Source organism: Mesorhizobium sp. M7A.F.Ca.MR.148.00.0.0, assembly GCF_003997735.1.
Lineage (GTDB): Bacteria > Pseudomonadota > Alphaproteobacteria > Rhizobiales > Rhizobiaceae > Mesorhizobium.
This window is the reverse complement of record NZ_RZTB01000024.1, coordinates 1-26511: the sequence shown is the minus strand read 5'-3', so window position 1 is coordinate 26511 and position 26511 is coordinate 1. Positions and strand designations below refer to the sequence as shown.

Annotated in this window: 32 protein-coding genes, 1 other RNA gene and 1 pseudogene (1 of these 34 only partly in view); 15 read left to right on the top strand and 19 right to left on the bottom strand. The window is 62.8% G+C overall.

Annotation, left to right across the window (positions count from 1 at the left end):
* Positions 1–357 (top strand): annotated as a pseudogene (locus EOB49_RS12250) (LysR family transcriptional regulator) (it extends 518 nt beyond the left edge of the window).
* Between the two features lie 4 nt (positions 358–361).
* Here the strand turns inward: EOB49_RS12250 and EOB49_RS12245 are convergent.
* The 3 genes from EOB49_RS12245 to EOB49_RS12235 are packed head-to-tail and all read right to left on the bottom strand — an operon-like array spanning position 362 to position 1810.
* A complete protein-coding gene (locus EOB49_RS12245) occupies positions 362–889 on the bottom strand; it encodes an N-acetyltransferase (RefSeq protein ID WP_127381138.1) in 528 nt (175 codons plus the stop codon).
* A 44-nt stretch (positions 890–933) separates the two neighbouring features.
* A complete protein-coding gene (locus EOB49_RS12240; RefSeq protein ID WP_127268618.1) occupies positions 934–1242 on the bottom strand; it encodes a hypothetical protein in 309 nt (102 codons plus the stop codon).
* A gap of 4 nt (positions 1243–1246) precedes the next feature.
* Complete coding sequence (locus EOB49_RS12235; RefSeq protein WP_127381137.1) at positions 1247–1810, bottom strand: XRE family transcriptional regulator; 564 nt, start codon at positions 1808–1810, stop codon at positions 1247–1249.
* A 154-nt stretch (positions 1811–1964) separates the two neighbouring features.
* Here EOB49_RS12235 and EOB49_RS12230 point away from each other — a divergent pair, with 154 nt between their 5' ends.
* On the top strand, positions 1965–3794 hold the full coding sequence (locus EOB49_RS12230) for an ATP-binding protein (protein ID WP_127381136.1): 1830 nt from the start codon (positions 1965–1967) through the stop codon (positions 3792–3794).
* Between the two features lie 216 nt (positions 3795–4010).
* Here EOB49_RS12230 and EOB49_RS12225 read toward each other — a convergent pair whose 3' ends face one another.
* A complete protein-coding gene (locus tag EOB49_RS12225) occupies positions 4011–4802 on the bottom strand; it encodes a GGDEF domain-containing protein (protein ID WP_127271965.1) in 792 nt (263 codons plus the stop codon).
* A gap of 105 nt (positions 4803–4907) precedes the next feature.
* Positions 4908–5876, bottom strand: a complete 969-nt coding sequence (gene miaA / locus EOB49_RS12220) for a tRNA (adenosine(37)-N6)-dimethylallyltransferase MiaA (RefSeq protein ID WP_127381135.1) — start codon at positions 5874–5876, stop codon at positions 4908–4910.
* Here miaA and serB point away from each other — a divergent pair.
* Positions 5866–6753 carry a phosphoserine phosphatase SerB gene (gene serB / locus EOB49_RS12215; protein WP_127328924.1) on the top strand — a complete coding sequence of 296 codons (888 nt, stop codon included), beginning with the start codon at positions 5866–5868 and terminating at the stop codon, positions 6751–6753. The two genes, miaA and serB, sit on opposite strands and share 11 nt — an antisense overlap.
* Complete coding sequence (locus EOB49_RS12210) at positions 6750–7322, top strand: GNAT family N-acetyltransferase (protein WP_127381134.1); 573 nt, start codon at positions 6750–6752, stop codon at positions 7320–7322. The genes serB and EOB49_RS12210 overlap by 4 nt, the downstream gene beginning before the upstream one ends.
* A 47-nt stretch (positions 7323–7369) precedes the next feature.
* Here the strand turns inward: EOB49_RS12210 and EOB49_RS12205 are convergent, their stop codons facing one another.
* The 6 genes from EOB49_RS12205 to EOB49_RS12180 form a co-directional block, all read right to left on the bottom strand.
* Positions 7370–8887: a DegQ family serine endoprotease gene (locus tag EOB49_RS12205; protein ID WP_127271780.1), complete on the bottom strand. Its 1518-nt coding sequence runs from the start codon at positions 8885–8887 to the stop codon at positions 7370–7372.
* A 127-nt stretch (positions 8888–9014) separates the two neighbouring features.
* The gene (locus EOB49_RS12200; protein ID WP_023813072.1) at positions 9015–9203 is read right to left on the bottom strand and encodes a DUF2065 domain-containing protein; all 189 of its coding nucleotides are present in this window, start codon (positions 9201–9203) and stop codon (positions 9015–9017) included.
* A 6-nt stretch (positions 9204–9209) separates the two neighbouring features.
* Positions 9210–10178: a protease modulator HflC gene (locus EOB49_RS12195; RefSeq protein WP_127271782.1), complete on the bottom strand. Its 969-nt coding sequence runs from the start codon at positions 10176–10178 to the stop codon at positions 9210–9212.
* Positions 10178–11302 carry an FtsH protease activity modulator HflK gene (gene hflK, locus EOB49_RS12190; protein ID WP_023813074.1) on the bottom strand — a complete coding sequence of 375 codons (1125 nt, stop codon included), beginning with the start codon at positions 11300–11302 and terminating at the stop codon, positions 10178–10180. The genes EOB49_RS12195 and hflK overlap by 1 nt, the downstream gene beginning before the upstream one ends.
* Positions 11303–11469: 167 nt before the next feature.
* Entirely contained in the window at positions 11470–11988 is a 519-nt protein-coding gene (locus EOB49_RS12185) for a dihydrofolate reductase (protein WP_127381133.1), read from the bottom strand.
* The gene (locus EOB49_RS12180) at positions 11988–12989 is read right to left on the bottom strand and encodes a DUF4424 domain-containing protein (RefSeq protein WP_127381132.1); all 1002 of its coding nucleotides are present in this window, start codon (positions 12987–12989) and stop codon (positions 11988–11990) included. The genes EOB49_RS12185 and EOB49_RS12180 overlap by 1 nt, the downstream gene beginning before the upstream one ends.
* A 162-nt stretch (positions 12990–13151) precedes the next feature.
* Between EOB49_RS12180 and cobF the strand changes: the two genes are divergently transcribed.
* From cobF to EOB49_RS12165, 3 genes are all read left to right on the top strand, one after another.
* Positions 13152–13937 (top strand): precorrin-6A synthase (deacetylating), encoded by a 786-nt coding sequence (gene cobF / locus EOB49_RS12175; RefSeq protein ID WP_127381131.1) that lies wholly within the window; start codon positions 13152–13154, stop codon positions 13935–13937.
* A 77-nt stretch (positions 13938–14014) separates the two neighbouring features.
* A complete protein-coding gene (locus tag EOB49_RS37560) occupies positions 14015–14155 on the top strand; it encodes a DUF6471 domain-containing protein (protein ID WP_348630274.1) in 141 nt (46 codons plus the stop codon).
* Positions 14113–15039, top strand: a complete 927-nt coding sequence (locus tag EOB49_RS12165) for a hypothetical protein (RefSeq protein ID WP_127381130.1) — start codon at positions 14113–14115, stop codon at positions 15037–15039. The genes EOB49_RS37560 and EOB49_RS12165 overlap by 43 nt, the downstream gene beginning before the upstream one ends.
* Before the next feature lie 126 nt (positions 15040–15165).
* Here EOB49_RS12165 and EOB49_RS12160 read toward each other — a convergent pair whose 3' ends face one another.
* The 4 genes from EOB49_RS12160 to modA all read right to left on the bottom strand — a co-directional run bounded on the left by EOB49_RS12160 (position 15166) and on the right by modA (position 18211).
* Positions 15166–15507, bottom strand: coding sequence for a winged helix-turn-helix domain-containing protein (locus EOB49_RS12160; protein WP_023813079.1), 342 nt, complete (start codon positions 15505–15507; stop codon positions 15166–15168).
* An 80-nt stretch (positions 15508–15587) separates the two neighbouring features.
* On the bottom strand, positions 15588–16700 hold the full coding sequence (modC, locus tag EOB49_RS12155; RefSeq protein WP_127381129.1) for a molybdenum ABC transporter ATP-binding protein: 1113 nt from the start codon (positions 16698–16700) through the stop codon (positions 15588–15590).
* Positions 16697–17401 (bottom strand): molybdate ABC transporter permease subunit, encoded by a 705-nt coding sequence (gene modB, locus EOB49_RS12150; protein ID WP_127328916.1) that lies wholly within the window; start codon positions 17399–17401, stop codon positions 16697–16699. Before modB ends, modC begins: the two co-directional genes overlap by 4 nt.
* Before the next feature lie 15 nt (positions 17402–17416).
* Positions 17417–18211 carry a molybdate ABC transporter substrate-binding protein gene (gene modA, locus EOB49_RS12145; RefSeq protein WP_127381128.1) on the bottom strand — a complete coding sequence of 265 codons (795 nt, stop codon included), beginning with the start codon at positions 18209–18211 and terminating at the stop codon, positions 17417–17419.
* Between the two features lie 100 nt (positions 18212–18311).
* On the opposite strand from modA, the gene EOB49_RS12140 reads away from it, so the two are divergent.
* On the top strand, positions 18312–18515 hold the full coding sequence (locus EOB49_RS12140; protein WP_127381168.1) for a molybdopterin-binding protein: 204 nt from the start codon (positions 18312–18314) through the stop codon (positions 18513–18515).
* An 11-nt stretch (positions 18516–18526) separates the two neighbouring features.
* On the opposite strand, the gene EOB49_RS12135 is transcribed toward EOB49_RS12140, so the two are convergent.
* Both EOB49_RS12135 and EOB49_RS12130 read right to left on the bottom strand, forming a co-directional pair.
* A complete protein-coding gene (locus EOB49_RS12135) occupies positions 18527–19321 on the bottom strand; it encodes a thymidylate synthase (protein WP_127381127.1) in 795 nt (264 codons plus the stop codon).
* A 156-nt stretch (positions 19322–19477) separates the two neighbouring features.
* Entirely contained in the window at positions 19478–19789 is a 312-nt protein-coding gene (locus tag EOB49_RS12130) for a DUF2853 family protein (protein ID WP_023813086.1), read from the bottom strand.
* A 170-nt stretch (positions 19790–19959) separates the two neighbouring features.
* Between EOB49_RS12130 and ssrA the strand changes: the two genes are divergently transcribed.
* Positions 19960–20319: a transfer-messenger RNA gene (ssrA, locus tag EOB49_RS12125) on the top strand.
* Between the two features lie 113 nt (positions 20320–20432).
* On the top strand, positions 20433–20987 hold the full coding sequence (locus tag EOB49_RS12120; RefSeq protein ID WP_127381126.1) for an AAA family ATPase: 555 nt from the start codon (positions 20433–20435) through the stop codon (positions 20985–20987).
* 43 nt (positions 20988–21030) lie between these two features.
* Here the strand turns inward: EOB49_RS12120 and EOB49_RS12115 are convergent, their stop codons facing one another.
* The gene (locus EOB49_RS12115; protein ID WP_127321519.1) at positions 21031–22236 is read right to left on the bottom strand and encodes a multidrug effflux MFS transporter; all 1206 of its coding nucleotides are present in this window, start codon (positions 22234–22236) and stop codon (positions 21031–21033) included.
* A gap of 187 nt (positions 22237–22423) precedes the next feature.
* On the opposite strand from EOB49_RS12115, the gene EOB49_RS12110 reads away from it, so the two are divergent.
* From EOB49_RS12110 to EOB49_RS12095, 4 genes are all read left to right on the top strand, one after another.
* Complete coding sequence (locus EOB49_RS12110; RefSeq protein WP_127381125.1) at positions 22424–23113, top strand: TetR/AcrR family transcriptional regulator; 690 nt, start codon at positions 22424–22426, stop codon at positions 23111–23113.
* Positions 23114–23231: 118 nt separating this feature from the next.
* Complete coding sequence (locus tag EOB49_RS12105; protein WP_127328908.1) at positions 23232–23768, top strand: SspB family protein; 537 nt, start codon at positions 23232–23234, stop codon at positions 23766–23768.
* A 16-nt stretch (positions 23769–23784) separates the two neighbouring features.
* Positions 23785–23982 (top strand): DUF4169 family protein, encoded by a 198-nt coding sequence (locus tag EOB49_RS12100; protein WP_127381124.1) that lies wholly within the window; start codon positions 23785–23787, stop codon positions 23980–23982.
* Positions 23979–24203 (top strand): ribbon-helix-helix domain-containing protein, encoded by a 225-nt coding sequence (locus EOB49_RS12095; RefSeq protein ID WP_127328907.1) that lies wholly within the window; start codon positions 23979–23981, stop codon positions 24201–24203. Before EOB49_RS12100 ends, EOB49_RS12095 begins: the two co-directional genes overlap by 4 nt.
* Here the strand turns inward: EOB49_RS12095 and EOB49_RS12090 are convergent.
* Positions 24200–26002, bottom strand: a complete 1803-nt coding sequence (locus EOB49_RS12090; RefSeq protein ID WP_127381123.1) for a chloride channel protein — start codon at positions 26000–26002, stop codon at positions 24200–24202. The genes EOB49_RS12095 and EOB49_RS12090 overlap by 4 nt on opposite strands.
* A gap of 157 nt (positions 26003–26159) precedes the next feature.
* On the opposite strand from EOB49_RS12090, the gene EOB49_RS12085 reads away from it, so the two are divergent.
* Positions 26160–26511, top strand: a 352-nt coding sequence (locus EOB49_RS12085) for a helix-turn-helix domain-containing protein (RefSeq protein ID WP_164781664.1), incomplete at its 3' end; no start/stop codon positions are given.

Here is a 26511-nt window from a genome sequence, read left to right as displayed (position 1 = left end):
GCACTCGCCGGCGACGACAACTGGCCTTCCCTGCCGCTGCTTCTGGTCGCCGGCGCGCGCGAGATGTGGGCGGAATGGTTCGCCGCCGCTGGACTGGCTGGCCATCCCAGACGATCGCACCGCTTCGACAGTTTCGTCACCGCCATGGAGGCGGCGAGCGCCGGCGCCGGCGTGCTTTTGGGCTCGCGGCCGCTGGTCGATGCGGCGCTCGATAGTAAGACGCTGGTCAGGCTTTCCGACTATGAACTTTCCAGCACATCGGGGCATTTCCTGACCAAGGCGTCGACAGCACGCCTGACCGGAGCCGAACAGGATTTCCGCCAATGGCTGCTCCTGCGCCTCTCCGCGCCGGCATGACTGGTTATGAGATTGGCCCGATCCGCTTCCAGTAGATCAACGTGCCGGTCAGCCCGCCATGCGGCTTCAGGGCATAGTCCGGTATCTCACCGGCCAGCGTGAAGCCCAACCGCTCATAGAGGCCTGAGGCGCCCTCCTCGGTCGCCGTGTCCAGAACCAGCAGCGTGCGGCCCTTCTCCACGGCGAGGCTCTCGGCGGCTCGCATCAGGCGCGTCCCCACACCCCTGCCCCGGTAATCGACTGATGTCATCAGCTTGGCGATCTCGGCCCGGTGCGGCTGGTTGGGCGGACAATCGAGCAGCAAGGTCACTGTGCCGACCAGGTTTTTGCCGTCCCAGGCGCCAAGCACCGCTCTTTCGCCCCTTGCCGCCGCGGCCAGCGATTTCTCCCAGAACGTCCTCGCCGCCTGCGTCGCCAACGGATGCATGAAGCTGACCGAACCGCCGGCCGCCACCGTTGCGACCAGCAATTCGGTCAGCATGTCCTGCGTCTCGGCGGCCGGGTTCAGGGTTGCGATCTCGATCGAGTTCATGTGCAGGATATCCTGTGATTGCAATAGAAGCGGGCGCATTGCTGTCAGTCCAGACGGTGCGCGCGGCGTCGCTTTCGCGCCGCCTTGATGGCGCTGATGCGGTCGGCGTCTTCGTGCCCGAGATGCCGCCCGCGCTCGAGTATCTCGAGCGTGTACTCCTCATAGGTCAGGCCAAGCCGCTCGGCTCTGTCCATGCGCAGCAGCATCACCTCGTGGCTCGGCGCCTTCCACGCCTTGGCATGGGCGGCCTGCCAGGCAAGGAAGATGTAGGGATCGCCCTTGCCCCATGGCGGGCCCTTGTACTCATCGAGAGGCGGCCCCCCATTGTGGGAGCGCTTTGGTCTTCTTGCCATTGTGTCAGCCCCTGACCAGCGCGACGAGATAGTCGGCGCCGGGCTCGAGGGCATGGAAGGTGCAGTCCGACGGCGCCCCGAGCGCCAGGCAGTCGCCTGATACAAGCTTGTGCACTGTCTCACCTTCGATGAATTCGAGCCGCCCGGAAATCAGCCATATCTGCTGCTTGATGAAGGCGTATGAAGCGGCCGGAAAACTGACCTTGGCGCCCGCCGGCAGATGCACCTTGATCAGTTCCAGCGGCATATCGCCAGCCGGCGAAAGATGCCGCCTGACATAGCCGGTGTCGGGATCGCGCCACACCGGCTGGTCGGCCTCGCGCAATATCCCGCCGCCCTGCAATTCCGCGCGCGCGATCAAGGTCGACAGCGTCATGCCGAAGGCCGACGCGATGCGCACCAGAAGCGCCGCCGTCGGGCTGGTCTTGCCCCGCTCGATCGTGCTGAGCATCGCCTTCGAGACGCCGGAATGCTCCGCGAGTTCGGCCAGGGACCAGTCGCGCACGATTCTTTCGGCGTGTATCCTGCGGCCGATCGTCGAGGAAATGTCGTTCGCTATATCATCCATATGTCTATTATAGCGAAAAATAGACGCCGGAGAAGAGCCGGCTGGCGACAATTTTCACGAGCCCTTTAATGCTCTCTACACCATCCGACATCATCGGGCCTTAACCCCATTCGGGTAGGATCGATGCTCCAGGGAAATGGGGATTGGCCTGTCCATGTATGTCGAACGCGAAGCCTCCGTTGGAGAACCGACATCGCAGGAGCGCCGCGACGCAGAGCAGAACGACAAGCGCATCCTCGGCAATGTCGTGCAATGCGATGGCGCGCGCGCCACCATCAGCGCCTATGCGAACGACGCCGACGGCGCGGTGACCGGCCTGTGGACGGTCGGCAAGATGATTTCCATCAATCTCGGATCGACGCGAACCGTCGGCCTGGTCTACGCAATCGGCAAGTCGGACCGCGCCTGGAGCAATGAGGGCCAGAACGCCATCGAGGTCAGCATCGAGCTGATCGGCGAAGTCCGTGACGGAGCAGAGCCCGGCGCCAAACCGGTCTTCGATCGGGGCATCACCACCTATCCGCATATCGGCGCCGTTGCGCATCGGATCCGCACCCGCGACCTGCAGGCGGTATATGACCTCGCCGGGCGTCATTCGATCACGATCGGCACGCTCGCGCAGGACGAGACGATCGCCGCCAACATCGCCATCGACGATACGCTGGCGCGTCACTTCGCCATTGTCGGCACGACCGGCGTCGGCAAATCCACCGCCGTCTCGCTGCTGCTGCGCAAGTCGATAGCGGCACGGCCGGATCTGCGCATCCTGATCCTCGATCCGCACAACGAGTTCGCTGCATCGCTGCCCGAATACTGCGTCAGGGTCGATTCCAAAACCTTGGATCTGCCGTTCTGGATGTTCAAGCTCGAGGAATTCGCCGAGGTGCTGTTCCGGGGCCGCGAGACCGAGCCGGAAGAAATCGACGCCTTGCGCGACCTTATCCCGGCCGCCAAGAATCTCTACCGCAACCCGAATTCGGGCTCCTATATCAGGCGCGGCAGCGATGCGTTGACCGCCGATACGCCGGTGCCTTACCGCATCGCCGACCTGCTCAAGCAGATCGATGAGCGCATGGGCATGCTCGAAAGCAAGACCGATCGCCCGACGCTCAAATCGCTGAAGACGCGCATCGAATCGGCGGCCGCCGATCCACGCTACCGCTTCATGTTCAACTCGCGCCTGATCGAGGACACCATCCACGAGACGATCGGCAACATCTTCCGCGTGCCGCATCATGGCCGCCCGGTAACCTGCTTCGAGATGGCCGGCATGCCGTCGGAAGTGGTCAATTCGGTCTGCTCGGTGCTGGCGCGCCTGGCCTTCGACCTCGCTCTGTGGAGCGAGGGCAAGCTGCAGCTCCTGTTTTTATGCGAAGAGGCGCACCGCTATATGCCGGCCGACCCGCGCCTCGGCTTCGCGCCGACAAGGCACGCGCTGTCGCGCATTGCCAAGGAAGGCCGCAAATATGGCTGCTATCTCGGCGTCGTCACCCAGCGCCCGGGCGAGCTCGACCCGACCATCCTTTCGCAATGCTCGACCTTCTTCGCCATGCGGCTTGCCAATGAGCAGGACCAGGCGATCATCCGCTCGGCGATTGCCGACTCTTCCGCCTCGACGCTTGCCTTCCTGTCCTCCATGGGCCAGCGCGAAGCCATCGCCTTCGGCGAAGGCGTGGCGACGACCATGCGGCTGAAGTTCGAAAAACTGCCGAGCGACCTGCTCCCCGGCACCGCAAAACGCGAAGAGGCCGCGTCGAAGCCAGGCGACGATGTCGATCTGGTGGCGATCGTGGAACGACTGCGCAATGTGCCTAAATCAACGCAGCAGGCGATGGCCTTCGCCGAGGTCGTCGATTCAGGCCGCCAGGCCGGCGACCCCGACTACCGCAAGCCACCCGCCGCACGCGCGCCATCGGACGACGATTTCGACATGCGCTACGGCCTAAAGCCCGCAACCTTCGGCCTGCGCCCGCAAAACGATTGAGTTTGCGACAAGTCCATCTCCCGAGAATCCGCACCAAACTTCGGTTGGCTCTGCTTCGTTCGAAAAGCCTGGGTAAATCCCGAAAGGGAATTCATCAGGCAGAGTTGAATGACGTGGCTTTCGAGAAGCCGGAGCGGAGCGGACATCTAGTCCGTGAGCAACGGAAGTCGAGAAAACCGCGTCAGGCGACCGGCCTCATGAATTCTTCTTCGGGATTTAGGCGCAGACGCGGTTGCGGCCTTGCCTCTTCGCTTCGTAAAGCTGGCGGTCGGCGCGGCGATAGAACTCTTCCGCTGTTTCCTTGCGGTCCCAGACGGCGAGCCCGACGCTGGTGGTGATCTTGAGGCGGACATTGCCCGACAGCACCGACATGTTGGCGATCGCCTTGCGGATGCGCTCGGCAAACTTGCCCAGAAGCTCGGCGTCCATGTTGGGCGTGACCACGGCGAACTCCTCGCCGCCCAATCGCGCCACCACATCGTGGTAGCGCGTCATGTCCTTGAGACAGTTCGCGACGGCCTTGAGCACTTCGTCGCCGACGTCATGGCCGTGGGTGTCGTTGACCTGCTTGAAATGGTCGAGATCGAGGATCATCAGCCCGACGGGCTTTTCGATACGCCGGAACTCCTCAAGATACTCCTTCAGCGCATCATCGAAATAGCGCCGGTTCTGCATGCCGGTCAGGCCATCGGTCAGCGCCGCATGCTCGAATGTTTCCGAGCGCGCGCTGAGCGAGACCGTCATGGCGCGCAGCTTGCCTTCCTCCATCGCCTGTTTGCGGATCAGCGGATAGATGAAGAAGATGCCGAAGAACAGCGCGGTGGCCAGGAGCACGCCGGTCGCGAACAAGAGCTTGTTGAGATAGATGACCTTGTCCAGACCCGAAGCCGTATGCAACTCGTCGGCGAAGGATTGCAGAAGTCCGTAAGCATGCAGCGTCACCAGGCCGGCGGCCAGGATCACGAATATAAAGACGAAAAATGCTGATTCCGCCTTGTGGAAACGCATCTGCTCCCCATTGGAAAAGTGCCCACTGATCTTATGGCATGGGCGGGCTTACGGAGGGTTAATTTGGACAACCACAACGGGAACCTTTCCTTGCAGTTAAACTTTTCAGGTTGCATCGGAGGCAAGCGCTGAGATCGTGGTTTCCAGATCATCACCGGGGCGCGATCTCAGCCATTCCGGCCCCAATTGATGCCTGAACCAGGTGGTTTGCCGCTTGGAATATTGCCTGGTCGCGATCTTGGCGCGTTCGATTGCCTCGGGAAAGCCAATCTCTCCGGCCATCGCTGCCTGCAGTTCGCGAACGCCGATCGCTTTCATCGCCGGCAATTCGGGATCGAGGCCAAGTGCTGCAAGCCGCTTGACCTCGTCCAGCGCGCCCTTATCCAGCATCTGGTCGAAGCGTTTGTCGATGCGAGCGACCAATGCCGCCCGATCCGGCTCGATCACCAGGAAACGCGCGCTTTCCCTGTCGATGAGCGGCTGGCCGCGTTCTGCCTGCCATTCCAGGATCGAACGGCCAGACGCATCGAGAACCTCCAATGCCCGCACGATGCGCTGGCTGTCGGTTGGCTTGAGCATCATGGCGGCCGCCGAATCCTCGCGCAGCAGCAGGCTGTGCAGCTTGACGGCGCCCTGCTCCTTCAACTCATAGCGCCAGCGGTCGCGGACCCGCTGCGGAATGTCGGGCATTTCCGAAATGCCCTCGGCCAGCGCGCGAAAGTAGAGCCCGGTGCCGCCGACAAAAATCACTGGCCGTTCGGAGAATGTGCCGTCCTCGATCAGCTTCATCACGTCGCGCAGCCAGGCGCCGGTGGAATAGGCGGTGGCCGGGTGGACATGGCCATAAAGATAATGCGGTGCGCGGGCGAGGTCGGCCGCCTCCGGCCGGGCGGTCAGCACGTCGAGCACCGAATAACCCTGCATGGAATCCGTGTTGACGATCACGCCACCCCTGCGCTCGGCCAGATCGAGCGCAAGCGCCGACTTGCCGCTGGCGGTCGGCCCGGCTATCAGGATCGCGTTCTTCACGCGGCCCTCGCCCGCCTGCCCGCCGGAATGTTTCATGCCGCTCATCGCCACCCTTGTTTCCCGTCCCGCTGAGCGCGCTTTGTCGCTGTCGCTTGCGAATATGGCCTCACGGTCGGTCGGCGCAAGCGCTGTTGTCTGGCTGGCCGAAGGTATTGCCTGCGATCTCGTCCTGCCTGAGGCAGCCGACGACGCCGTCACGAGTGCCGTCTTGCGCACGGCACTTGCCAGCGAGGCCGTCGACGTGATCGTCCAGCAGGCGGAAACCCGCCGCAAGAAAATCCTGATCGCCGACATGGATTCAACCATGATCGACCAGGAATGCATCGACGAGCTGGCCGACGAGATCGGCGTCAAGGATCATGTTGCGGCCATCACCGCGCGATCCATGAATGGTGAGATCGCCTTCGAACCGGCTTTGCGTGAACGGGTGGCGTTGCTCAAGGGCCTCGACGCCGCCGTGGTCGATCGCATCGTCGCCAATCGCCTGACGCTGGCAGCGGGCGGCCGTGTTCTGGTCCGGACCATGCGCGCCAACGGCGCCTGGACGGCACTCGTGTCTGGCGGGTTCGAGGTCTTCACGACGCGCATCGCCGCCATGCTCGGTTTCCAGGAGAACCGCGCCAATCGCCTGCTCGAGCAGGACGGCCGCTTCACCGGGCTGGTCGGCGAACCGATCCTCGGCCGCGCCGCTAAGGCCGACGCGCTGATCGAAATTTCAGCGCGCCTCGGCCTGACGCCCGCCGACGCCATCGCCGTCGGCGACGGCGCCAATGATCTCGACATGATCCGCCTGGCCGGTACCGGTGTCGCGCTCCACGCCAAACCGACGGTGGCGGCACAGGCCAAGGTCCGCATCGATCATGGCGACCTGACCGCGCTGCTTTATGTGCAAGGCTACAGGCGGGAGGAGTTTGTGCAATGAAACCAATGCGCACCGAGCGCCTGATCCTGCGCAACTGGGAGGATCGCGACCGCGACCTGTTCCACCGCATAAACTCCGACGACCGGGTGATGGAGTTCTTTCCGTTCCGCCGCGACCGCGCCGAGGCGGATGCCAAGATGGACGAGCTCCGGGCCTGGACCGCGGAGGACGGATACGGTTTTGCTGCCGCCGAGATCGCCGCCACCGGTGAATGCATCGGCTTCATCGGTCTCCTCGACACCGATCATGTGCCATCCCTGCCAGCTGGCACCATCGAGATCGGCTGGCGACTGGCACCTGAATTCTGGGGCAAGGGCTATGTCACCGAGGCAGCCGAAGCGTGGCTGGCCTACGGCTTCGAGACGCTTGGCCTCGATGAAATCGTGTCATTCGCCGTCGCGGCCAACCGCCGCTCCACCGCCGTCATGCAACGCCTCGGCATGAGCGCGGATCCGTCCGGCGATTTCGACCACCCCAGCATTCCCGACAGCCATCCGCATCTCAAACGGCACGTCCTCTACAGACTGTCGCGCCAGGACTGGCAGGCAAGAAAAAGGGCGGCTCGCTAGCCGCCCTTTTTCTTTCAGTGTTGTCGTGTTGTCGGATCTTCCGGATCTCAGTCCATCCGGATCGTCACGAACCTGAGCTCGCCGGTCTTCGAGGCCAGCATCAAGAGTGCATTCTTGCGCCCCTGTTCCTTCAAGGCGCCGATGCGGTCCATGACATCCTTGGGGGTGGCAACCGATTCCTGTGCGATCTCGGTGATCACCTCGCCGGGCTGGATGCCGCGTTCGGCGGCTGCCGAGTCCTTGGTGACGTCGGTGATGACGACGCCCGAAACATCGGCCGCAATGCTGAACTTCTTGCGTGTCTCGTCGTTCAGTTCGCCGACCGTCATGCCGAGCACCGAAGCAGTGGAAACGGCCGGAGCCTTGTCGCCCTTGTCCTGGTCGGTGTTGCTGCCCTCCTCGCTGCTGGCGAGCTTCTCGCCATCCTCGAGCCGGCCGAGCGTCACTTTCACGGTCTGCTCGACACCCTTGCGCACGATGAGCACATCGACCGCCTTGCCAACCGGGCTTTCGGCGACGACGCGCGGCAGATCGCGCATCTCATGGATGTCCTTGCCGTCGAACTTGATGACGACGTCGCCCGCTTGGATGGTGCCATTGTCGACCGGGCCGCCCTTGATCACGCCGGCGACCAGCGCGCCCCTGGCGGTCGCCATGCCGAGGCTTTCGGCGATGTCGTCGGTCACCGGCTGGATGCGCACGCCGAGCCAGCCGCGCCGCGTCTCGCCGAACTGGCGCAATTGGTCGACGACGCCGGACGCGAGCTGGGCGGGGATGGAAAAGCCGATGCCGATCGAACCGCCGGAAGGCGAAATGATCGCCGTGTTGATGCCGATGACTTCGCCGGCGCTGTTGAACAGCGGTCCGCCGGAATTGCCGCGGTTGATCGCGGCATCGGTCTGGATGAAGTCATCATAGGGGCCGGAATTGATGTCGCGGTTGCGGGCAGAGACGATGCCGACCGTCACCGTGCCGCCGAGGCCGAACGGATTGCCGATCGCCATCACCCAGTCGCCGACGCGCATCTTGGTGGAATCGCCGAACTTCACCGCCGTCAGCTTGTGGCCTTTCGGATCGACCTTGAGCACGGCGACATCGGTCTTGGTGTCGGTGCCGACCAGCGTCGCCTTCAAGGTGACACCATCGGAGAAATTGACCTCGATGTCGTCGGCATCGGCAATGACATGGTTGTTGGTGACGACGATGCCTTGCTCGGCATCGATGACGAAGCCGGAGCCCAGCGACTGCACCTTCTGCGAGCCGTTGTCCTTGTCACCGCCGCGGTTCTTGAAGAAATCGTCGAAGAAATCCTGGAAGGGCGACCCCTCGGGCAATTGCGGCATCGGCACGGCGCCCGGGCCTTCGGTGCCCTTGACCGTCTGCGAGGTCGATATGTTGACCACTGCGCCGAGCAGGCCTTGCGCCAGATCGGCGACCGAAGCGGGTCCATCGGCGGCAAATGTCGGCGTCACGAAGGACGGGACAGCGACGGCGCTGACAAGAAGTGCCGCCGCGCCGGCGATAAATGTCCGCCGAGCCGCGCACAGAATTGTATTGGATGTCATCGAGAAGCCTCCCGGTATCCTTGAAAAGAAAAGCGCTTCGACGAAAACGCCGCGTCACGCCATGTTGGCAAAAAATACGGCACGTTTGCGGCTATGACTATCGGCAGAGGATAAATCATCGCCGCCGTCATGCGCCCCGTACCAGCCAGACGATGCCGACGCCGATCACGATCGCCGCCAGTCCGGCGATCCGCAGCGCGTTCTCGGGCAGCGACAGCACTTCGGTGGCAAGTTTCCTGGCCAGGCCGGGAAAACCGCCATAGACCAGACCCTCTATGACAAGGACCAGGCCCATGGCGGCAAGAAAATCCTGCACCGGCCGCTACTGGCCGGTGCTGGGCTGTGCCGCCGGCGCGGCGGGTGCCGTCGCCGGAGCGTTTGGCGCAGGCGAAGCCGGCTTTGCCGGCCCCTCGCTGCCGTCAGGATTGCGGAAGAAGCGGAAGAACTCCGAGTTCGGCGACAGCACCATCGTCGTTCCGGTGTTGTCCAGCGCCGTGCCATAGGCATTCATCGACCGGTAGAAGTCGAAGAAGGCCGGATCGCGCTGATAGGCTCCCGCGAAGGTGGCGCTGCGCTGGGCCTCGCCCTCACCGCGCAGGATTTCCGACTCTTTTTGTGCTTCGGCGACGATCTCGACCACTTCGCGATCGGCGCGGGCGGTGATGCGCTGTGCCGCTTCATTGCCGCGCGCCCTCAGCCGCGCAGCTTCCGCCAGGCGTTCCGCCTTCATGCGGTCGAAGGTCTGCTGCGAGACTTCGGCCGTGAGATCCGTGCGGCGGATACGGACATCCTCGATCTGCAGGCCGAGCGAGGTGGCGTCGGGCCTGAGCTGGTCGCGGACTTCGCGCATCATCACGGTGCGCTGTTCGGAAAGTGCGGCCTCGAAATCACGCAGACCGTAGACACGGCGCAAGGCAGCGTCGAGACGCGTCCTGAGCCGGGCTTCTGCCAGTTCGATCTGACCCGACACGGTGGAGCGGAAGACCCGCGGATCCGAGATGCGGTAGGCGATGAAGGCGTCGACCTCATAGAACTTGCCGCCTGACACCTGGACGCGGATGTTGTCGAGGTCGAAGCGCAGCACCCGGTTCTCGATCAGTTGCACGGTGTCGGCGTCGAAGAACGAGAACGGCGCCTTGAAGTAGATGCCGGGTTCGCTCTTGACGTCGACGATCTCGCCGAACCTGAGCACCAGCGCCTGCTGACGCGCATTGACCACGAAGACCGACGAATAGAGCAGGAACAGGATAACCGCTGCTGCGACGACGATGATGGGAAGACGGTTGGCCATCACTGGTTACCTCCCGTAACGCCACTGGGCGCAGCGGGCGCCGGCGCTTTCGGTTGCAGTGCCGGCAGCGGCAGATAGGGAACGACCCCTTGACCGTTGCCCTGCTCGACGATGACCTTGCTCGAATCCTTCAGAACCTTCTCCATGGTTTCCAGGTAGAGGCGCTTGCGCGTTACATCGGGCGCCTTGGCATATTCGTCATAGACCGAGATGAAGCGCTGTGCCTCACCCTCGGCTTCCTGCACGACCCGGTTCTTGTAGGCGGCCGCGTCTTCGCGGATCTGTGCGGCCTCGCCGCGCGCCTGGCCGAGCTTCTGGTTGGAGTACTGGTTGGCCTGCTCGACGAACTTGTCCTCGTCCTGCTCGGCGCGCTGCACCTCGTCGAACGCATCGGCCACTTCGCGTGGCGGTGCCGCATCCTCGATCGAGACGGCGTTGACGTTGAGACCGGCCTTGTAGCCGTCCAGCGTCGTCTGGATGATTTCACGCACCGAGGCGGCAATGCCCTGGCGGTCGTCGCGGAAGATGTCCTGCGCCGGCCGGCGACCGACGGCTTCACGCATGGCGCTTTCGGCTACCTGCCGCAGCATACCGTCGGGATCGGACACATCGAACAGATACGCGCTCGGGTCAGAGACCTGATAGGCGACCGAGAACTGGACGTTGACGATGTTCTGGTCGCCGGTAAGCATCAGCCCGGACGTGTTGCCACTTGTCGCGCCGCCGCCGCCGATATCGACGAGCTGCTCGGAAATCTTGGCCGTCTCGACGGTTTCGAGCGGCCACCAATGGAAATGCAGACCAGGCTGCGACAGTTCGGTCTTCGGCTTGCCGAAGCGCAATTCGACCGCGACCTCGTCGGGCTGCACGGTATAAACCGCCTTGAACGCCCACAGCACCACAAGTGCAGCCGCGATCAGCGCGAAGATAGCCGGGCTCGCGCCGCCGCCACCCGGAAGAGCGCGCCGCAGCCGGTCCTGGCCGCGGCGGATGATGTCTTCGAGATCGGGAGGCGAGCCCTGTGGCCCGCTGGGTCCCTTTGGACCCTGCCCCCAGGGTCCTTGATTGTTGCCGCCGCCACCCCATGGGCCGCCGCCACCGCCGCTTTTGTCGTTCCAGGGCATGAATGTCCTTTCGCTTGGAATTCCCTCAAGCGCCGGTATTACGGCGCAAATCCAGTATTGTTCTTCTATAGGGACGCAACGAGGCGCTTTCAACGCGATGCGCTGCCGACTTCGTCCGATTTGTCCGGTCGCGACCCTTTGTCTTCCTTCAATGCCCCTTTTTTCATTCAATGTCTCTCTCGACGCCGCTCGTAGACCGAATAACGCGTCGGGTGGCTGTCCTTTTCCCCGGCTGGGACGTCGTGCGAGCTGACAATGCGCCAGGAATCAGGATCGATCGGCGGGAAATGCGCGTCGCCGTCGACCGCTGCCAGCACATGGGTGACATGCAGGCGATCGGCCAGCAGCATGGCCTGGGCATAGATTTCGCCGCCGCCGATGACGCACACCTCGTCCACATCGGCCATGCGGCGCCCGCGCTCCGTCGCCAGTTGGATCGCGGCCTTGAGCGAATGTGCCGCCTCGACGCCCTCGGCGCGCCAGGTCTTGTCGCGGGTGACGACGATGTTCAACCTGCCCGGCAGCGGCCGGCCGATGCCCTCATAGGTCTTGCGGCCCATGATGATGGGCTTGCCCATCGTATCGGCTCTGAAGCGCTTGAGATCGGTGGAGAGCCGCCACGGGAGCCCGCCGTCCCGCCCGATCACGCCGTTCTCGGCGATGGCAACGTAGATTGCGACATGCATCAATTGCCGTCCGTTGGCTCGAGGATCAGGATGTCGATGTCGCGCTCGGGGTAGAAATCATCCGCCGTCATCTCGAATGTCGTCGGTCCGGTCTTTTTGACATTGTCGCCGCAGAACGAGACCAGGGCTTTCGGATTGCCCTTGTCGATCGTCAGCTTGAACTTGCCGATCGTGCCGGTGGCCCAGTTGCCGCCGGTGGTCAGGATATAGGCGATGCGGTTCTCGAAATATTTGGGGTAGCCGTCAGGGTCGTCCTTGGCAGCCTTGCGCACCGCATTTTCGAATGTGCCATCCATGCAATAGCGGGCCTTGTAGGCCGCATACTGTCCCTGGAATTTGCCGTCGTAGAAGAAGCTGACTGAAGACGTGCCGCCGACGCTCGGTCTGTAGTGGTGGGACACATGAACGTCCTTGTTGGCCGGAAAGGTCGAGCGCCACCAGTAGGTCGAACGCAATTGCCAGAACGGCGTGTAGACCTTGGTCGTCTCGGTGCCGTCGTTGCCGGTGTCCTCGATGATGATGCCGCGGTTGACCCAGTCATCGACAACCGCTTGCGGCAGCTTGGCCAGTGCCGCCTTCGCCGCATCGCCGAATGGATAGAACGGCACGTTTTGCGCCTTCAACTCGGCGCTGATGTCGATGCCGAGCGCAAACACCTTCTGCTCCAGCTGCGGCTTGACGGCAACGCCGTCGATCGTCACCTCGAAGCCGAGGAAGTTGTCGCTCTGGTTTTCGGGGATCGCCGGGATTTCTTCGGGATTGCCCGATATTTCGGGCATCGGGAAAGCGACGATGGCCTCGACATCCCGATCGGTGTTGTTATGGAAGACATAGTCGACCGTGACGTTTTCCGGCGAGATGAAGAGGTCCTCGCTTTGCATCGACACGGCGTCGCTGCGCGACAGGATCAGGCCACCGGTGCCAAGTTCGGCAACCGAATCGTTGGCGTAGGCGGGCGCGGGCGACAGGGCCAGCACGGCGGTCAGAATATATCGCAACATGGAAACCACCTCGGCCAGAATGCTTGCAGGACCCTAGCGGTTTCAATGTAGCGTTCAAAGCCCTTCCGCATCCGCTAGCGCACCATAGGGAGCTGGACTACGGTCTGGACACGCGCCAGCGCGGTCTGGACTAACAGGTTCCGATCGGGCAGGAGTTCGCCCATGCGCAAGCTTCTCGTCATCGGCATCGGCGCCGGCAATCCCGACCACATGACCGTCCAGGCCATATCAGGCCTGAACCAGGCGGATGTGCTGTTCATTCCCGACAAGGGTGCGAAAAAAAATGAACTGGCCGAACTGCGCCGCCGGATATGCGACCGCTTCGTCACCAATCCGAAGTCGCGCCGCGTCGAATTCGACGTGCCGGTGCGCGACATGCCGGTAGAAGATGGGCCGGAGCCCTCCTACCGCGCGACCGTCGATGACTGGCACGAAGCCATCGCCGCCATTTACGAAGGCCTGATCCGCGACGAGATTACCGGCGACGGCTGCGGCGCCTTCCTGATCTGGGGCGATCCTTCGCTCTATGACAGCGCGTTGCGCATCCTCGAGCGCGTGCGCCTGCGAGGAAATGTGGCGTTCGAGCTTGAGGTGATCCCCGGCATCACCGCCGTCCAGGCACTTGCCGCCAGCCACAAGATGGCGCTGAACCGCATCGGCGATTCCGTCCTCATCACCACCGGCCGCCGCCTGACCGAGGAAGGCATGCCGGACAATGCCGGCAGCGCGGTCGTCCTGCTGGACGGCAAATGCGTCTTCAACACGCTGGCCGACAAGGATGTCGTCATCCATTGGGGCGCCTATCTCGGAACGGAAGACGAGATTCTCATCTCTGGCCGTCTCAGTGATGTCGGCGCCGAGATCGAGAGAACCCGTGAAGAAGCGCGCCGGAAAAAGGGCTGGATCATGGACACTTACCTGCTTCGCAAGCCAAGCGCAGAGGATTAGGCCCTACTGCCCTACTGCCCTACTGCCCTACTGCCCTACTGCCCTACTGCCCTACTGCCCTCGTAACCTACGCGCAATTGGTCGAAAAATTGGACGCTATTGGAGCCGAGGGAAAAGAGGTAAACATTCGCAACAAACTTGCGAGGGGCAAGTTTACAGCAGCGTTCTTGCTTCAATGTCTAGCCGCGTTGGGTACACAGACCTTGCACCTTGGATAGCGGTCGCAATCAGCATCGCCGTTCTAATACCGTCTACGCTTTGGCTAGCCACCAAATGGAATTATGATTCCATATACAAAGAGTACGCCACCGGCCAAGCACGCGCCGAAGCCGAGCAGGAATTTGACAATCGCTGCGCGATCCTTGCCACCCGGGAAGAAATCCTCAATTGCGCGAAAGACGCAATAAAGTCCGCTCGCGAAACCCAGCGATCCGAAGAGGATGTAAGCGCCCAAAAGCAGATGGCCAGTTGGGCGCTCGCTCTCTTGGTTGTAAGCGGCGTTTTGGGGGTGCTTACGCTTATCGTAACTGTCGTCGGCGTTATCTTTGTCCGCAATACGCTGGAGGCGACCCGGCTCGGCACCAAAGCCGCCGTTGATGCGGCGGAAGCCGCAATCCATAATAATACAATCATCCAAGCAGAACAGCGACCATGGGTAACACTCGAACGGCAAATTCAGTGTGAGTTCAGCGCCTCCGGCAACAAGGGAATGTGTAAGTGGAAATACGGCATTCTCAATCGGGGGAAGCTCCCGGCTCAAAGGGTGCGCGTCAACCAAAAGTTGGTTCGCGGGGGGCTTAGTCATCCCCTCGAGGATGCCTTCCGTGCCTTTGTTGACGAGGCGCGCGCCAATGCTCTCAAACGAAGCGGCATGGTTGTTTTTGCAAGCGACTCCGCCAGTCATGACACAACCTCCATGACCGGGGGCGTGTTCGAGCAGCCGGGTAACGAATATGCGCTGTTCGTCTGTGTCACCTACCAACACGCGGGGGGCGTTGGTATCGATGCCAATCTGCTGGGAATAAATGCCAGCCAAGCCCCCAACGCTCTCCCACCTCAGTATGAATTGCTGAGCTTCGGTGGGGAGAGGGTAGTAGAGTAATAAGGCGGCCCAAGCCGCTCGCGCCCACACGGCGCGCCGCCTTAGCTCACCGTCCCCTCCCTTTGGAGGCGGCTCGACGCGCTTGGTGCGTTTGCTACATAAGACCGCCCTACTGCCCTACTGCCCTCACCCCGCATCAATCTCCGCCTGCAGTGCCTCCATATGCGTCGCCGCCGCCGAGGCAGCCGCACGCTCGATGGCGCGGAAGCGGCTGACCACTGCCAACCCCACGGCCGTCAGTTGCGCGCCGCCGCCCTTGCGGCCACCGGTCTGTGCCGCCACCAGCGGTTTGCCGAACACCCGGTTCATGTCCTCGACCAGGTCCCAGGCGTGCTTATAGGACATCTCCATGCCGCGCGCGGCGGCCGAGATGGAGCCGAAGGCGGCGATCTGTTCCAGGAGTTCGATCTTGCCCGGCCCGACGCGCCCGTCGGGATCGAGATTTATCCGCAAGCTCAGCGACGGCATCTTTGCTCTCCGCGGTCACAACCCAACCCCATACTAGAAGCTCCCTGGCGAAACCGCTATTCCAAAAAGACATAGCGGGATCATCCATCCGCCTCGGCGGGCAGGCCGGCGCCGGTGTTCGCCCGATCGAAGCTCACCGTCTTGATCACCGCGAAAACCTTGCCGCCAAGATGAAGCTTCAGCGCCTGCCGCGACTGTTCGGTGATGCGGGCAAGCACGGTTGCGCCATTGCAGTCGATACCGACCTCGACCGCGGGCCCTTCGCCCGGGCTCATCGCGGTAATGGTCCCCGGCAGGATGTTGAGCGCGCTGAGGCCCGTCGGCTTTTCGGTGGCGATCATCACATCGCGGGCGCGAATACGGATGCGCACCGGCGTACCTGCCTTCATCGCCAGCTGTGGCACCCGGAGCTCGCCCGCGGCCGAGCCGAGCACTGTCATGCCGAAAGTCTCGTCGTGACGCAGCACCCTGGTGTCCAGCACGGCGCCGCCCTCGCCGCGCTCCTCCGCCGGCAACAGGTCGAGCCTTTGCATCACCGCCTCGGTCGGCCCGCTGGCAACGACATTGCCCTGTGCCAGCATCACCACATCGCTGGCCAGCCTCGCCACTTCGGCGACCGAATGACTGACATAGACGATCGGGATTTTCGTCTCGTCGCGCAGCCTTTCGACATAGGGCAGGATTTCGGCCTTGCGCGCTTCGTCGAGCGAGGCCAGCGGTTCGTCCATGAGCAGCAGTCTGGGGCTGGCAAGCAATGCCCGGCCGATCGCCACGCGCTGTTTCTCGCCGACCGAGAGCTTTGCCGGCCGCCTGTTCATGAGCGGCCCGATGCCGAGCAGGTAGACGACGGCATCGATATCGGCGTAGCGCTCCGCCGGCGGCGTGAACCAGCGGCCGTAGCGAAGATTGCCGGCAACGCTCAAATGCGGAAACAGCCGTGCGTCCTGGAACACCATGCCGATGCGGCGCTTGTGCTTCGGCACGAAAATGCCGGCACCGGTATCGACCAGCACACGGCCGTCGACCTCGATGCGTCCCCTGTCGGGCCGGATCAGCCCGGCAATCATGTTGATCAGTGTCGTCTTGCCCGACCCAGACGCGCCGAACAGCGCCGTCAGCCGCCCGGCGCTTTCGAAGCGGGCGTCGATGGCGAAACCACCCAGCCGATGACTGATGTCGACGAGAACGCTCATTCGATGTCCAGTCGCCGGCCGACACGCCGCGCCAGCACCTCCGAAGCCACGAGTGCTGCCATGGAGATGACGATCGAGATCAGCGTCAGGCGGAGTGCCCCTTCATCGCCACCCGGCACCTGCGTGAAGGTGTAGATCGCCGACGGCAATGTCTGCGTCTCATTGGGAATGTTGGAGACGAAGGTGATAGTGGCGCCGAACTCGCCCATCGCCTTGGCGAAGGCCAGGATGGCGCCGGCGATCAGCCCGGGCAGGATCAGCGGCAGCGTGATGGTGGCGAACACCCAGAGCGGATTGGCGCCGAGCGTTCCCGCCGCCGCTTCCATCTTGCGGTCCACCGCCTCGATCGACAGCCGGATCGCCCGCACCATCAGGGGAAAGCCCATGACGCCGCAGGCCAGCGCCGCACCTGTCCAGCGGAAGGAGAAGACAATGCCGAAATGCTCGGCCAGGAAGGCGCCGGCCGGGCCGCGCCGGCCGAAGGTCAGCAGCAGCAGGTAGCCGGTCACCACGGGCGGCAGGATCAGCGGCAGATGCACCAGCCCGTTGAGAACGGTCTTGCCCCAGAACTGTCCCCGGGCAAGCAGCAGCGCGATCAAGATGCCCGGCGGCAGGCTGGCGAGCATCGCCACCATTGCCACCTTGATGGACAGCCGAACCGCATTCCATTCGTCGGGAGTGAGGTCCAGCAGCCAGTTCATTGTGCCCCTTGGAACTCAGTTGCTCGGCGCGAGTACGGTAAATCCCTGATCCTTGAACAGCGCGGCCGCCTTGGCCGACTGCAGGCATTTCAGGAAAGCCCGCGTATCCTTGTCCTTCGAATCGGCGGTCTGGGCAACCGGATAGATGATCGGCGGATGCGAATCCTCCGGGAAGGTGCCGACCACCTTGACGCCCTTTTCGGCATGCGCGTCAGTGGCATAGACAATGCCAAGGGCGGCTTCGCCCGTCGAAACCAGCTTCAGCGCCGCGCGCACGTTTTCGGCCTGCGCCACCTTGCCCTCGACCGAGGACCAGACGCCGAGCGATTCAAGCGCGGCCTTGCCGTATTTGCCGGCCGGCACCGCCTTGAAATCGCCCATGGCGAGCTTGCCGTCGCCGATCAGCTTGGCGAGGTCGAAGCCCTTCTCGATCCTGGTGTCGACCGCCGAGTCCTTCGGCGCCACCAGCACGATCTGATTGCCGAGCAGCTTCACTTCGGTGTCCGGCTTGGTCAGCTTCTTGTCGGAGAGATATTTCATCCAGTCGAGGTCGGCCGAGATGAAGACGTCGGCAGGCGCCCCGCCCTCGATCTGCTTGGCCAGCGCCGAGCTCGCGGCATAGGAGACGGTCGCCGCCTCGCCGACATCGGCCTCGCAGGCCTTGTTCACGGCGTCGAGCGCATCCTTGAGGCTGGCCGCGGCAAACACCACCACCTTGTCTTCCGCATGCGCTGCCGGCACGACTGCCATCAGCGCCGCAGCCAAACCGCCAATGGTGATCGCCCTCGATCCAAAGCCTATGCGCGTCATGGAAAACTCTCCCTGATTGAATTCCGGTCGGCCCGAAGCCTCCCAACCGATATATCCGCATGAATATAACAAGGGAAGGTCTGGCGCCTCCTGAAAGCGTCTGTACGACACCGATTGTTCGGTAGGACCGGCAAAGAAACCTTGGAAGGGAGCCACCACCTCGCATGTCAGGATCGACATCGGTGGCGGCGCCATCGTCACCGCCTCGATCACCAACGAGGCCGTCGCCGATCTCAAGCTCGAAAAGGGCAAGCAGGCCTATGCCGTGGTCAAGGCCTCGGACGTGATGGTCGGCATCGACTGAAATTTGCGGCCTTAGACCGCGATCGGCGCCTTGATCGACGCATCGGCGACGTAGTTTTCCAGCCGGAAATCCTCGAAGCGGAAGGCGAACAGATCCTTCACCTCCGGATTGATCCACATCGTCGGCAGCGCCTTTGGCGTGCGCCGCAGTTGTTCGCGTGCTTGCTCGAAATGGTTCGAATAGAGATGCGCATCACCGAACGTGTGGACGAAATCGCCGGGTTTCAGCCCGGTGACCTGCGCCACCATCAAGGTCAGCAGGGCATAGGACGCGATGTTGAACGGCACGCCAAGGAAGATATCGGCGGAACGCTGGTAGAGTTGGCAGGAAAGCCGCCCTTCCGAAACATAGAATTGGAACAGGCAGTGGCAGGGCGGCAGCGCCATCGCTTCCACTTCGGCCGGATTCCATGCCGAAACAATCAGCCGCCGCGATTGAGGGTTTTTGCGTATCTCCTTGAGAAGATTCGCGATCTGGTCGATCGAGCCGCCATGGCCATCCGGCCAGGAGCGCCATTGCTTGCCGTAGACCGGGCCGAGATCGCCATTCTCGTCGGCCCATTCGTCCCAGATCGAAACGCCGTTATCGGTGAGGTATTTGATGTTGGTGTCGCCGGCCAGGAACCACAAAAGCTCATGGATGATCGACTTGAGATGCAGCTTCTTGGTGGTGGTGACCGGAAAGCCGCGCGCCAGGTCGAAACGCATCTGGTAGCCGAAGACGGAGCGCGTTCCCGTGCCGGTGCGGTCGCCGCGATCGGCGCCGTTGTCCAGCACGTGCTGCAAGAGGTCGAGATACTGGCGCATCGGTTCCGGCTCGATTCGGTTGTCCAGCCAGCATAACTTACAGACGGGCGGTCGAACACCACAAAGCAGCGCAAGCCATGCCCGAAGCCAGCCAGTCCCCAACACATCAGGACTGGCACATGGACCGCGCCAGCCCTGCGAATTGAAGCGCGGTCGTCAGAGGGAGCCGAGCTTGCCCAGGTCCTTCGCGACGAGGTAGTAGAAAGTCACACGGCTCTTGGTGTTGTCGGCAGCCATTGCCTTGCAAGTCTTCTCGATGGATGCATCGGCCTTCGCTGCATCGCTGATGCCGAGCTTCTTAGCGACCCAGTTGTCTCTGACACGCCCGAGTTCCTTCGGGTCGGTGCAGGACACCAGCGAAGAATCGCGGTTCCTGAGCGCGATGCCCAGGTGCTTGACGATCTTTTCAACCGCATCAGCACTGGCGCCGGCATCGTATTTCTTCACGTCTGCAAGATAGTCGGCCATCGAAATTCCCCTCGTCGGCGCCACGGATCCGATCGATGAGGGCTGTGGCGCGCTGCTGCAACATGTGCGCTAGGTCGGTAACTCCTCACCGGGGCAAAGCTTCGGTTGAGACCGCGTCCAAGTCAACCCTTTGGACTTGCGGTTTTGTCAGGGGGACAAAGTGCCATCGCGGCCTTCCATTTCTTGCGATGGCCCCCTATATTCAGTCTGTCGGCTTGACCGACTATGGCGATAAATGGGCGATGAAATAAGCCGTTCGGACCCGGGGGCGGTACCCGGCGCCTCCACCAAAAGCTGCTGCTGATGACAGAGCGGTTTTTGCTGGGGGCGAAATAGGATCGACGAAGGTGTAAAGATCGTACTTTTGCCCGGCATGGTACCACCGTCATCGGGCTAAACCTGTAGTTGCAAATGACAACTATGCGGAAGCACGTCTCGCCGCGTAAGCGGTGCGATAGCTTCAAATCAAGCCCTAGAGGTTCGCACTTCTAGGCGGGGTTCGGAGGTACCTGGCAACAGAAACCTCCACTTCTCCCCTCCTCCTCAACATGCGTTACGCACAACGGCAGCTCCCGCCGGCCAACTTCGCACGCCCTCGGCCGCGAAGCCGCCCTGCCGCGTGCCACCTCTCCACGGACAAAAGATGCAAAACGATTCCGATCGATTCTTCGTGCTGACCGGCGGTCCCGGCTCCGGCAAGACCACCCTGATCGAAGCCCTGCGCCGGGCAGGCTTTGCCACCTCGATCGAAGCCGGCCGCGGCATCATCCGCCACCAGTCCGATATAGGCGGACCCGCTTTGCCCTGGCGCGATCGCGCGCTGTTTGCGGAGTTGATGCTGTCATGGGAGATGCGCTCGTATCAAATCGCGCAAGAACAGACCGGGCGTCCTGTTTTCTTTGATCGTGCCGTTCCGGACACGCTCGGCTATCTCAGGCTGAGCGGCCTGCCGGTACCCGAACACGCCAACGCTGCCGCCGAGCGCTTCCGCTACCATCAGCGCGTCTTCGTCGCCCCGCTATGGCCGGAGATCTTCGCGCAGGATGAAGAGCGCAAGCAGACGCTCGACGAGGCCGAGCGCACCCACCATGCGCTGGTCGGCGTCTACACGGAACTGGGCTATGAGATGATTCCGTTGCCGCTGGCATCTGTCGAGGCGCGGCTGCGCTTCGTGCTGGCCGAGACAGGATTGGCGTGAAAAAGGCCGGGATGAACCCGGCCTTTTTCATTTGTTTGGTTGCTTATTCCGCCGGCGCCTCGACGGCCTCGCGCGAGCGGCCGAGCGTGACCTTGGCCAGCGTGAACGAAATCACCGCGCACAGCGTGATGCCGGCCACCATCGGCAGCGGCGTGCCGTCGAAGAACACGCCGGCAACACCCATCGCGAGTGCGCCGATGGCGAAATGCAGCGTGCCCATCAGCGCCGACGCCGTGCCGGCGATCTCGCCATGCTCTTCCATGGCCAGCACCGAGGTGGTCGGAATGACCAGGCCAAGGAAGCCGTAGCCGACGAACAGCAGCGCCGCCATCACGTCGAGCCGGTCGACGCCCGTCGCCATGATCGCCAACAGCACCACCATCGTCGAGGCATAGCCGGTCACCGCGACACGCACCACGCGGCGCAGCCCAAAACGCTCGGCCAGCAGCCCGGTCAGCTGCGACATGCCGATGAAAGCCACCGCATTGATCGAGAAGAACACGCTGTAGACCGAAGGCGACAGCCCGTAATGGTCGATCAGAATGAAGGACGAGCTCGACAGATAGACGAAGAAGCTCGCAATGCCGAAGCCGGCGATCGCCACCAGGCCAAGGAAATTGCGGTCGCCCATCAGGAAGCGATAGCCGGCAAGCGCGGTTCCGAAGGAGGAACCGACGCGTTCTTCAGCCGGCCGCGTCTCCTTGAGCGAGGTTGCGAGCAGCACCGTGGCAAGGGCGGCCGCGCCCGTCACCGTCCAGAACACGGCGCGCCAGCCGAAACTCTCGATGATCACGCTGCCGGTCAGCGGCGCCAGGATAGGCGACACCGAGAACACCAGCATCAGCAAGGACATCAGCTTGGCGGCCTCATTGCCGGTGTGCAGGTCGCGCACAATGGCGCGCGGAACGGCCATGCCGGCGCTGGCGCCAAGCCCTTGCAGGAAACGGAAAGCGATCAGCCATTCGATGGTCGGCGCCATTGCCGAACCGATGCCGCCAACCATGAACAGCGCAAGGCCGCCATAAAGCGGCAGCTTGCGGCCGACCATGTCGGAGATCGGCCCGACGACGATCTGGCCAAAACCCATCGACAGGAAGAAGATCAACAGGCTCATCTGCACGGCAGCGGTGCTGGCATGCAGATCCGCGCCGATCGACGGCAGCGCGGGTAGATACATGTCGATAGCGAACGGGCCGATGGCGGACAACAAGCCGAGCACGACCGCGATGCGGAGGAATTTGGGACTCATGATAAAGGCTTCTTTCAAATCTGGTTGCCGCCGCAGGCGACGTCTAACCTAGGACGTTCCATCCCGTGAGATTCCGACACCTCAAGAGCGAATTCCATTCGTCTCTCTCACGCAAAATCCCTTTATCTTGTGTCCACAAATTTAGACACTCTTGTCTAAATCGTCAATCACCTCTATATAGTTTTTTATGAAGCTGCACGTTTCTCCTGACATTTTCCCGCCACGCGGCCATGAGGCCAAGCGCCTCTCGATCGTCGACTCCGCCGCCACCGTGTTTTGCCGCGAAGGTTTCGCCGGCGCCAACATCGACCTGATCGCCGCCGAAGCCGGCGTCTCGCGTCAGACCATCTACAACCATCATGGCGACAAGGAGAGACTGTTCGTCGCTGTGGTCCGCGACCTCACCGAACGCTGCAATGCCGGCATCTTCGCCACCATTGCCACCTTCCCCGACCAGCCGGGGGATCTCGAAGCCGACCTGATCGGCTTTGCCGTGCGCCTGAACCAGAACTGCATCTGCAACCGCGACGGAAAATTCCTGCGCAAGCTGATCCAGACCGAAGGCGAGCGCTATCCCGAACTGTTTGCCGAATGGCGCGAACAGGGTCCGGGCAGGACATGGCCAGCAATCGCCGCCCGCTTCGCCCGCCTCGCCTATGGCGGCCATCTCACGATCGAGGATCCCGACGTGGCGGCACGCCAGTTCCTTGGCCTCGTCAATGCCGAACTGCAGACCACCTTCTTGCTTGGCGGCTCGCCGCGCGAGGACGAGGTGCTGCAATCCGCGACCAATGGCGTGCGCACCTTCCTGCGCGCCTTCGGCAAGCGCCGGTCCGCGGCCTCGTCCGAAAAGCAAAGCGCGCTCACCAGCGCCTGAGCGATCAAATCGCTGGCAATAGTCTTCGCTTCCGCGCGAGGGTGATCTATATGCGGTTTACGCCGCCCTCAAGCTTGATTACAGCTATGCGGACGATTCAACGGAACCCGACCGCCACATGGCCGACGACCACATCCGCTACGACATTCTGGCCCAGGAGGCGTTGCGCGGCGTCATGCGCAAGGTCCTGGCCGAAGTCGCGCGCACCGGCCTCCCCGGCAACCACCACTTCTTCATCACCTTCCTGACCGGCGCGCCGGGCGTACGCGTGTCTTCGCGGCTGCGCGAGCGCTATCCCGAGCAGATGACCATCGTCATCCAGTTCCAGTATTGGGACCTGAAGGTGACCGATACCGGCTTCGAGGTTGGCCTGTCCTTCTCCGATGTTCCGGAAAAACTCGAAATCCCGTTCTCGGCCGTGCGCGGCTTCTATGATCCCTCGGTCAATTTCGAACTCGAATTCGACGTCAAGACGGATGGCCCGGCAGCCGAGGAACCGGCTGCGCCAACTCCGGAGCCGCTGACCATCGTCTCCGAGAAAAAGCCGAAGGCCGAGAAGAAGGCCGCCGCCGAGGCGGAGAAGAAGCCCGCGGCCGCGGACGCCGCCACCAAGGGCGCCGAAGTGGTCTCGCTCGACGCCTTCCGCAAGAAATAGGGCGGCGACTTACGCCGTGGCCGAAATCGTCAATCTCCGCCAGGCCCGCAAGCAAAAGGCGCGGGACGAAGAGCTGCGCGCCGCCGAACAAAATCGCGCGCTGCACGGCCGCTCCAAGGCCGAAAAAGAACGCGACCGCATCGCTGCCGACAAGAGCGAAAAATTCGTTGCCGGGCATCGTCGTGAAAAGCCCGGCGACCCTGACCACCTATGAGCCCGGTCGAAAAGCGTTCGGTGACCATTCGCGGCCACCGCACCAGCTACTCGCTCGAAAAACCCTTCTATGACGACCTCGTCGCGATCGCGGCGACCAGAAAGCTGACGCTTGCCGCGCTTGTCGCCGAAGTCGACGAGACAAGGCCCCGCGACACCAACCTGTCCTCTGCGTTGAGGCTCCATGTCCTGGAGTGGGCGAAGCGCGGAACGGATTTCTAGAGGCCCTCGACCGCCGCGTCCTTCTTCCTGCGTCTGGTGCCGAAGCCAAGCAAGGTCGAACGTTCGCGCTCCTCGGCCTGTTTCCTGGACCGCACGCGCATCAAATCCTTCCAGCCGACATAGCCGACCAGCAAGGAGCCTTCGCGAGTGACGACGGGCAGATGAGAGACGTTGGCCGTCAGCAGCTTGTCGGAGAGGCCTTCGAGATATTCGTCCGGATAGGCCAGCATCACCTTGCTGCCGGCCAGCAGTTCGCCAAGCGTGGTGGTGCGGTGCGTGCCGGCGCGTCTCCAGCGCAATATCGCCGGCGGATCGATGAGGCCCAGCACATGGCCGTGCTCATCGACCACCGGGAAACTCGGATGCCGTGTTTCCGGCGCTGTCAGGAATGCCGCAGCGCCATGCAGCGTCATCGTCGCCGGCACGCTTTCGACCTGTGGGGTCATCACCTCGCGCACCCTGGTCAGGGCGAAAGGGTCGACGCGGTATTCGCGAACCAGATGATGTCCCCTTCTGGCGATCTTTTCGGTCAGGATCGACCGCTTCATCAGAAGCACGGTGACGGCGTGCGCCGCGGCGCAGGCAGCAATCAGCGGCACCAGCATATGTGTGTTGCCGGTCAGTTCGACGGCGAAGAACGTGGCGGTCAGCGGCGCACGCATCGTGCCGCCCATCGTGGCGGCCATCGCCAGCAGCGCCCAGAAACCGGGATCCGCGGCAGGCAGAACGCCGGCGAGCACAGCGCCCATGGCCCCACCCATGATCAACAGCGGCGCCAGCACACCTCCCGACGTTCCCGAGCCGAGCGCTACCGACCAGATGATCGCCTTGACCACCAGCAGCAGAAGGGCCGCGGTCGCGACGGTGCGGCCGTCCAGCATGTCAGTGATGTTGTCATAGCCGACACCGAGCGCGTGCGGTTCGATCAGCCCGCCTATGCCGACCACCAGGCCGCCGATCATCGGCCACCACATCCAGTGGATCGGCAGCTTCTGAAAACCGTCCTCGCAGGCATAGACCATCTGCGTCAGCAGTCCCGACAAAAGTCCTGCACAAACGCCGATCGCCACCCAGCCGGCAAGGCCGACAAAGGACACCTCCATGCCGCCCTGAAACGGAAAGATCGGCCCGGGCAGATGCAGCATGGTGCGCTCCACCTCGGCGATAACAGCCGCGACCGCCACCGGGATGAAGCTGCGCGGGGTCCACTCGAAAAGCAGCAGTTCGACCGCCAGCATGATGGCTGCGATCGGGGTTCCGAACACCGTGGTCATGCCTGCTGCCGCACCAGCCACCAACAGCGTCTTGCGCTCGTTGTCGCTGACCGGCAGCATTTGCGCGATCAGCGAGCCGATCGCACCGCCTGTCATGATGATCGGCCCTTCGGCGCCGAACGGTCCGCCGGAGGCGATCGAGATCGCCGACGACAGCGGCTTCAGGATCGCCACCTTGGCGTCGAGTCTGGAACGCCCGAGCAGGATCGCCTCGATGGCCTCGGGAATGCCATGGCCGCGGATCTTCTCGCTGCCGAAGCGCGCCATCAGGCCGATGATCAGCGCGCCGATCACCGGAACGATGACGGCGGCGAGCCCAAGCGGCGTGTCCTGGAGTTTCAGGTCGGCAAGCGAGAACTGGCCGAAATAGGCGATGTTGGTGGCCAGCCGGATCAGCTTCAAAAGCGCGATGCCGGCAACCAGTCCGGCTGTCGCCACCACCACGGCAATGGCCGCGACGAGCAGCACCCTGGCGTCCGTGGTGAAATCACGCAGATGCTCCGGGTTCGAGTGAGGGGTCTTCATGGCGGGCTTTGCTTCCTGGCGGCGGGCCGAATGTGGATATGCGGCACGGTCGAAGCGGCCAGCCGGGCTTGTCGGCGGCTATGTATCGTAACACGATATAAATATTCAAGTCGGTTTCGCCCGAAATCCGTTTGAGCTTTCGCCGGAAAACGAACACATGTCTGATATGTCGCAGCCACAAAAACCACGCCCCGCCATCAGCCAGGCCGATTACCAGCGACTGTCGGAGTTTCGCTATCTGATCCGCCGCTTCCTCGAATTCAGCCAGGTCCAGGCGGAAGACGCCGGCCTGACCCCGCGCCAGCATCAGGCGCTGCTGGCGATCAAGGGATTCCCCGGCGGTGGCCCGGTGACGGTTGGCGATCTCGCCGAGCGCCTGCGCATCCGCCACCACAGCGCCGTCGAACTGGTCAACCGCCTCGGCGAAGCTGGGCTGGTTACAAGGGATCAGGATAAGGACGACCACCGCCGCGTGCTGCTGCAGCTGACCGAGCGCGCCGACGATTGCC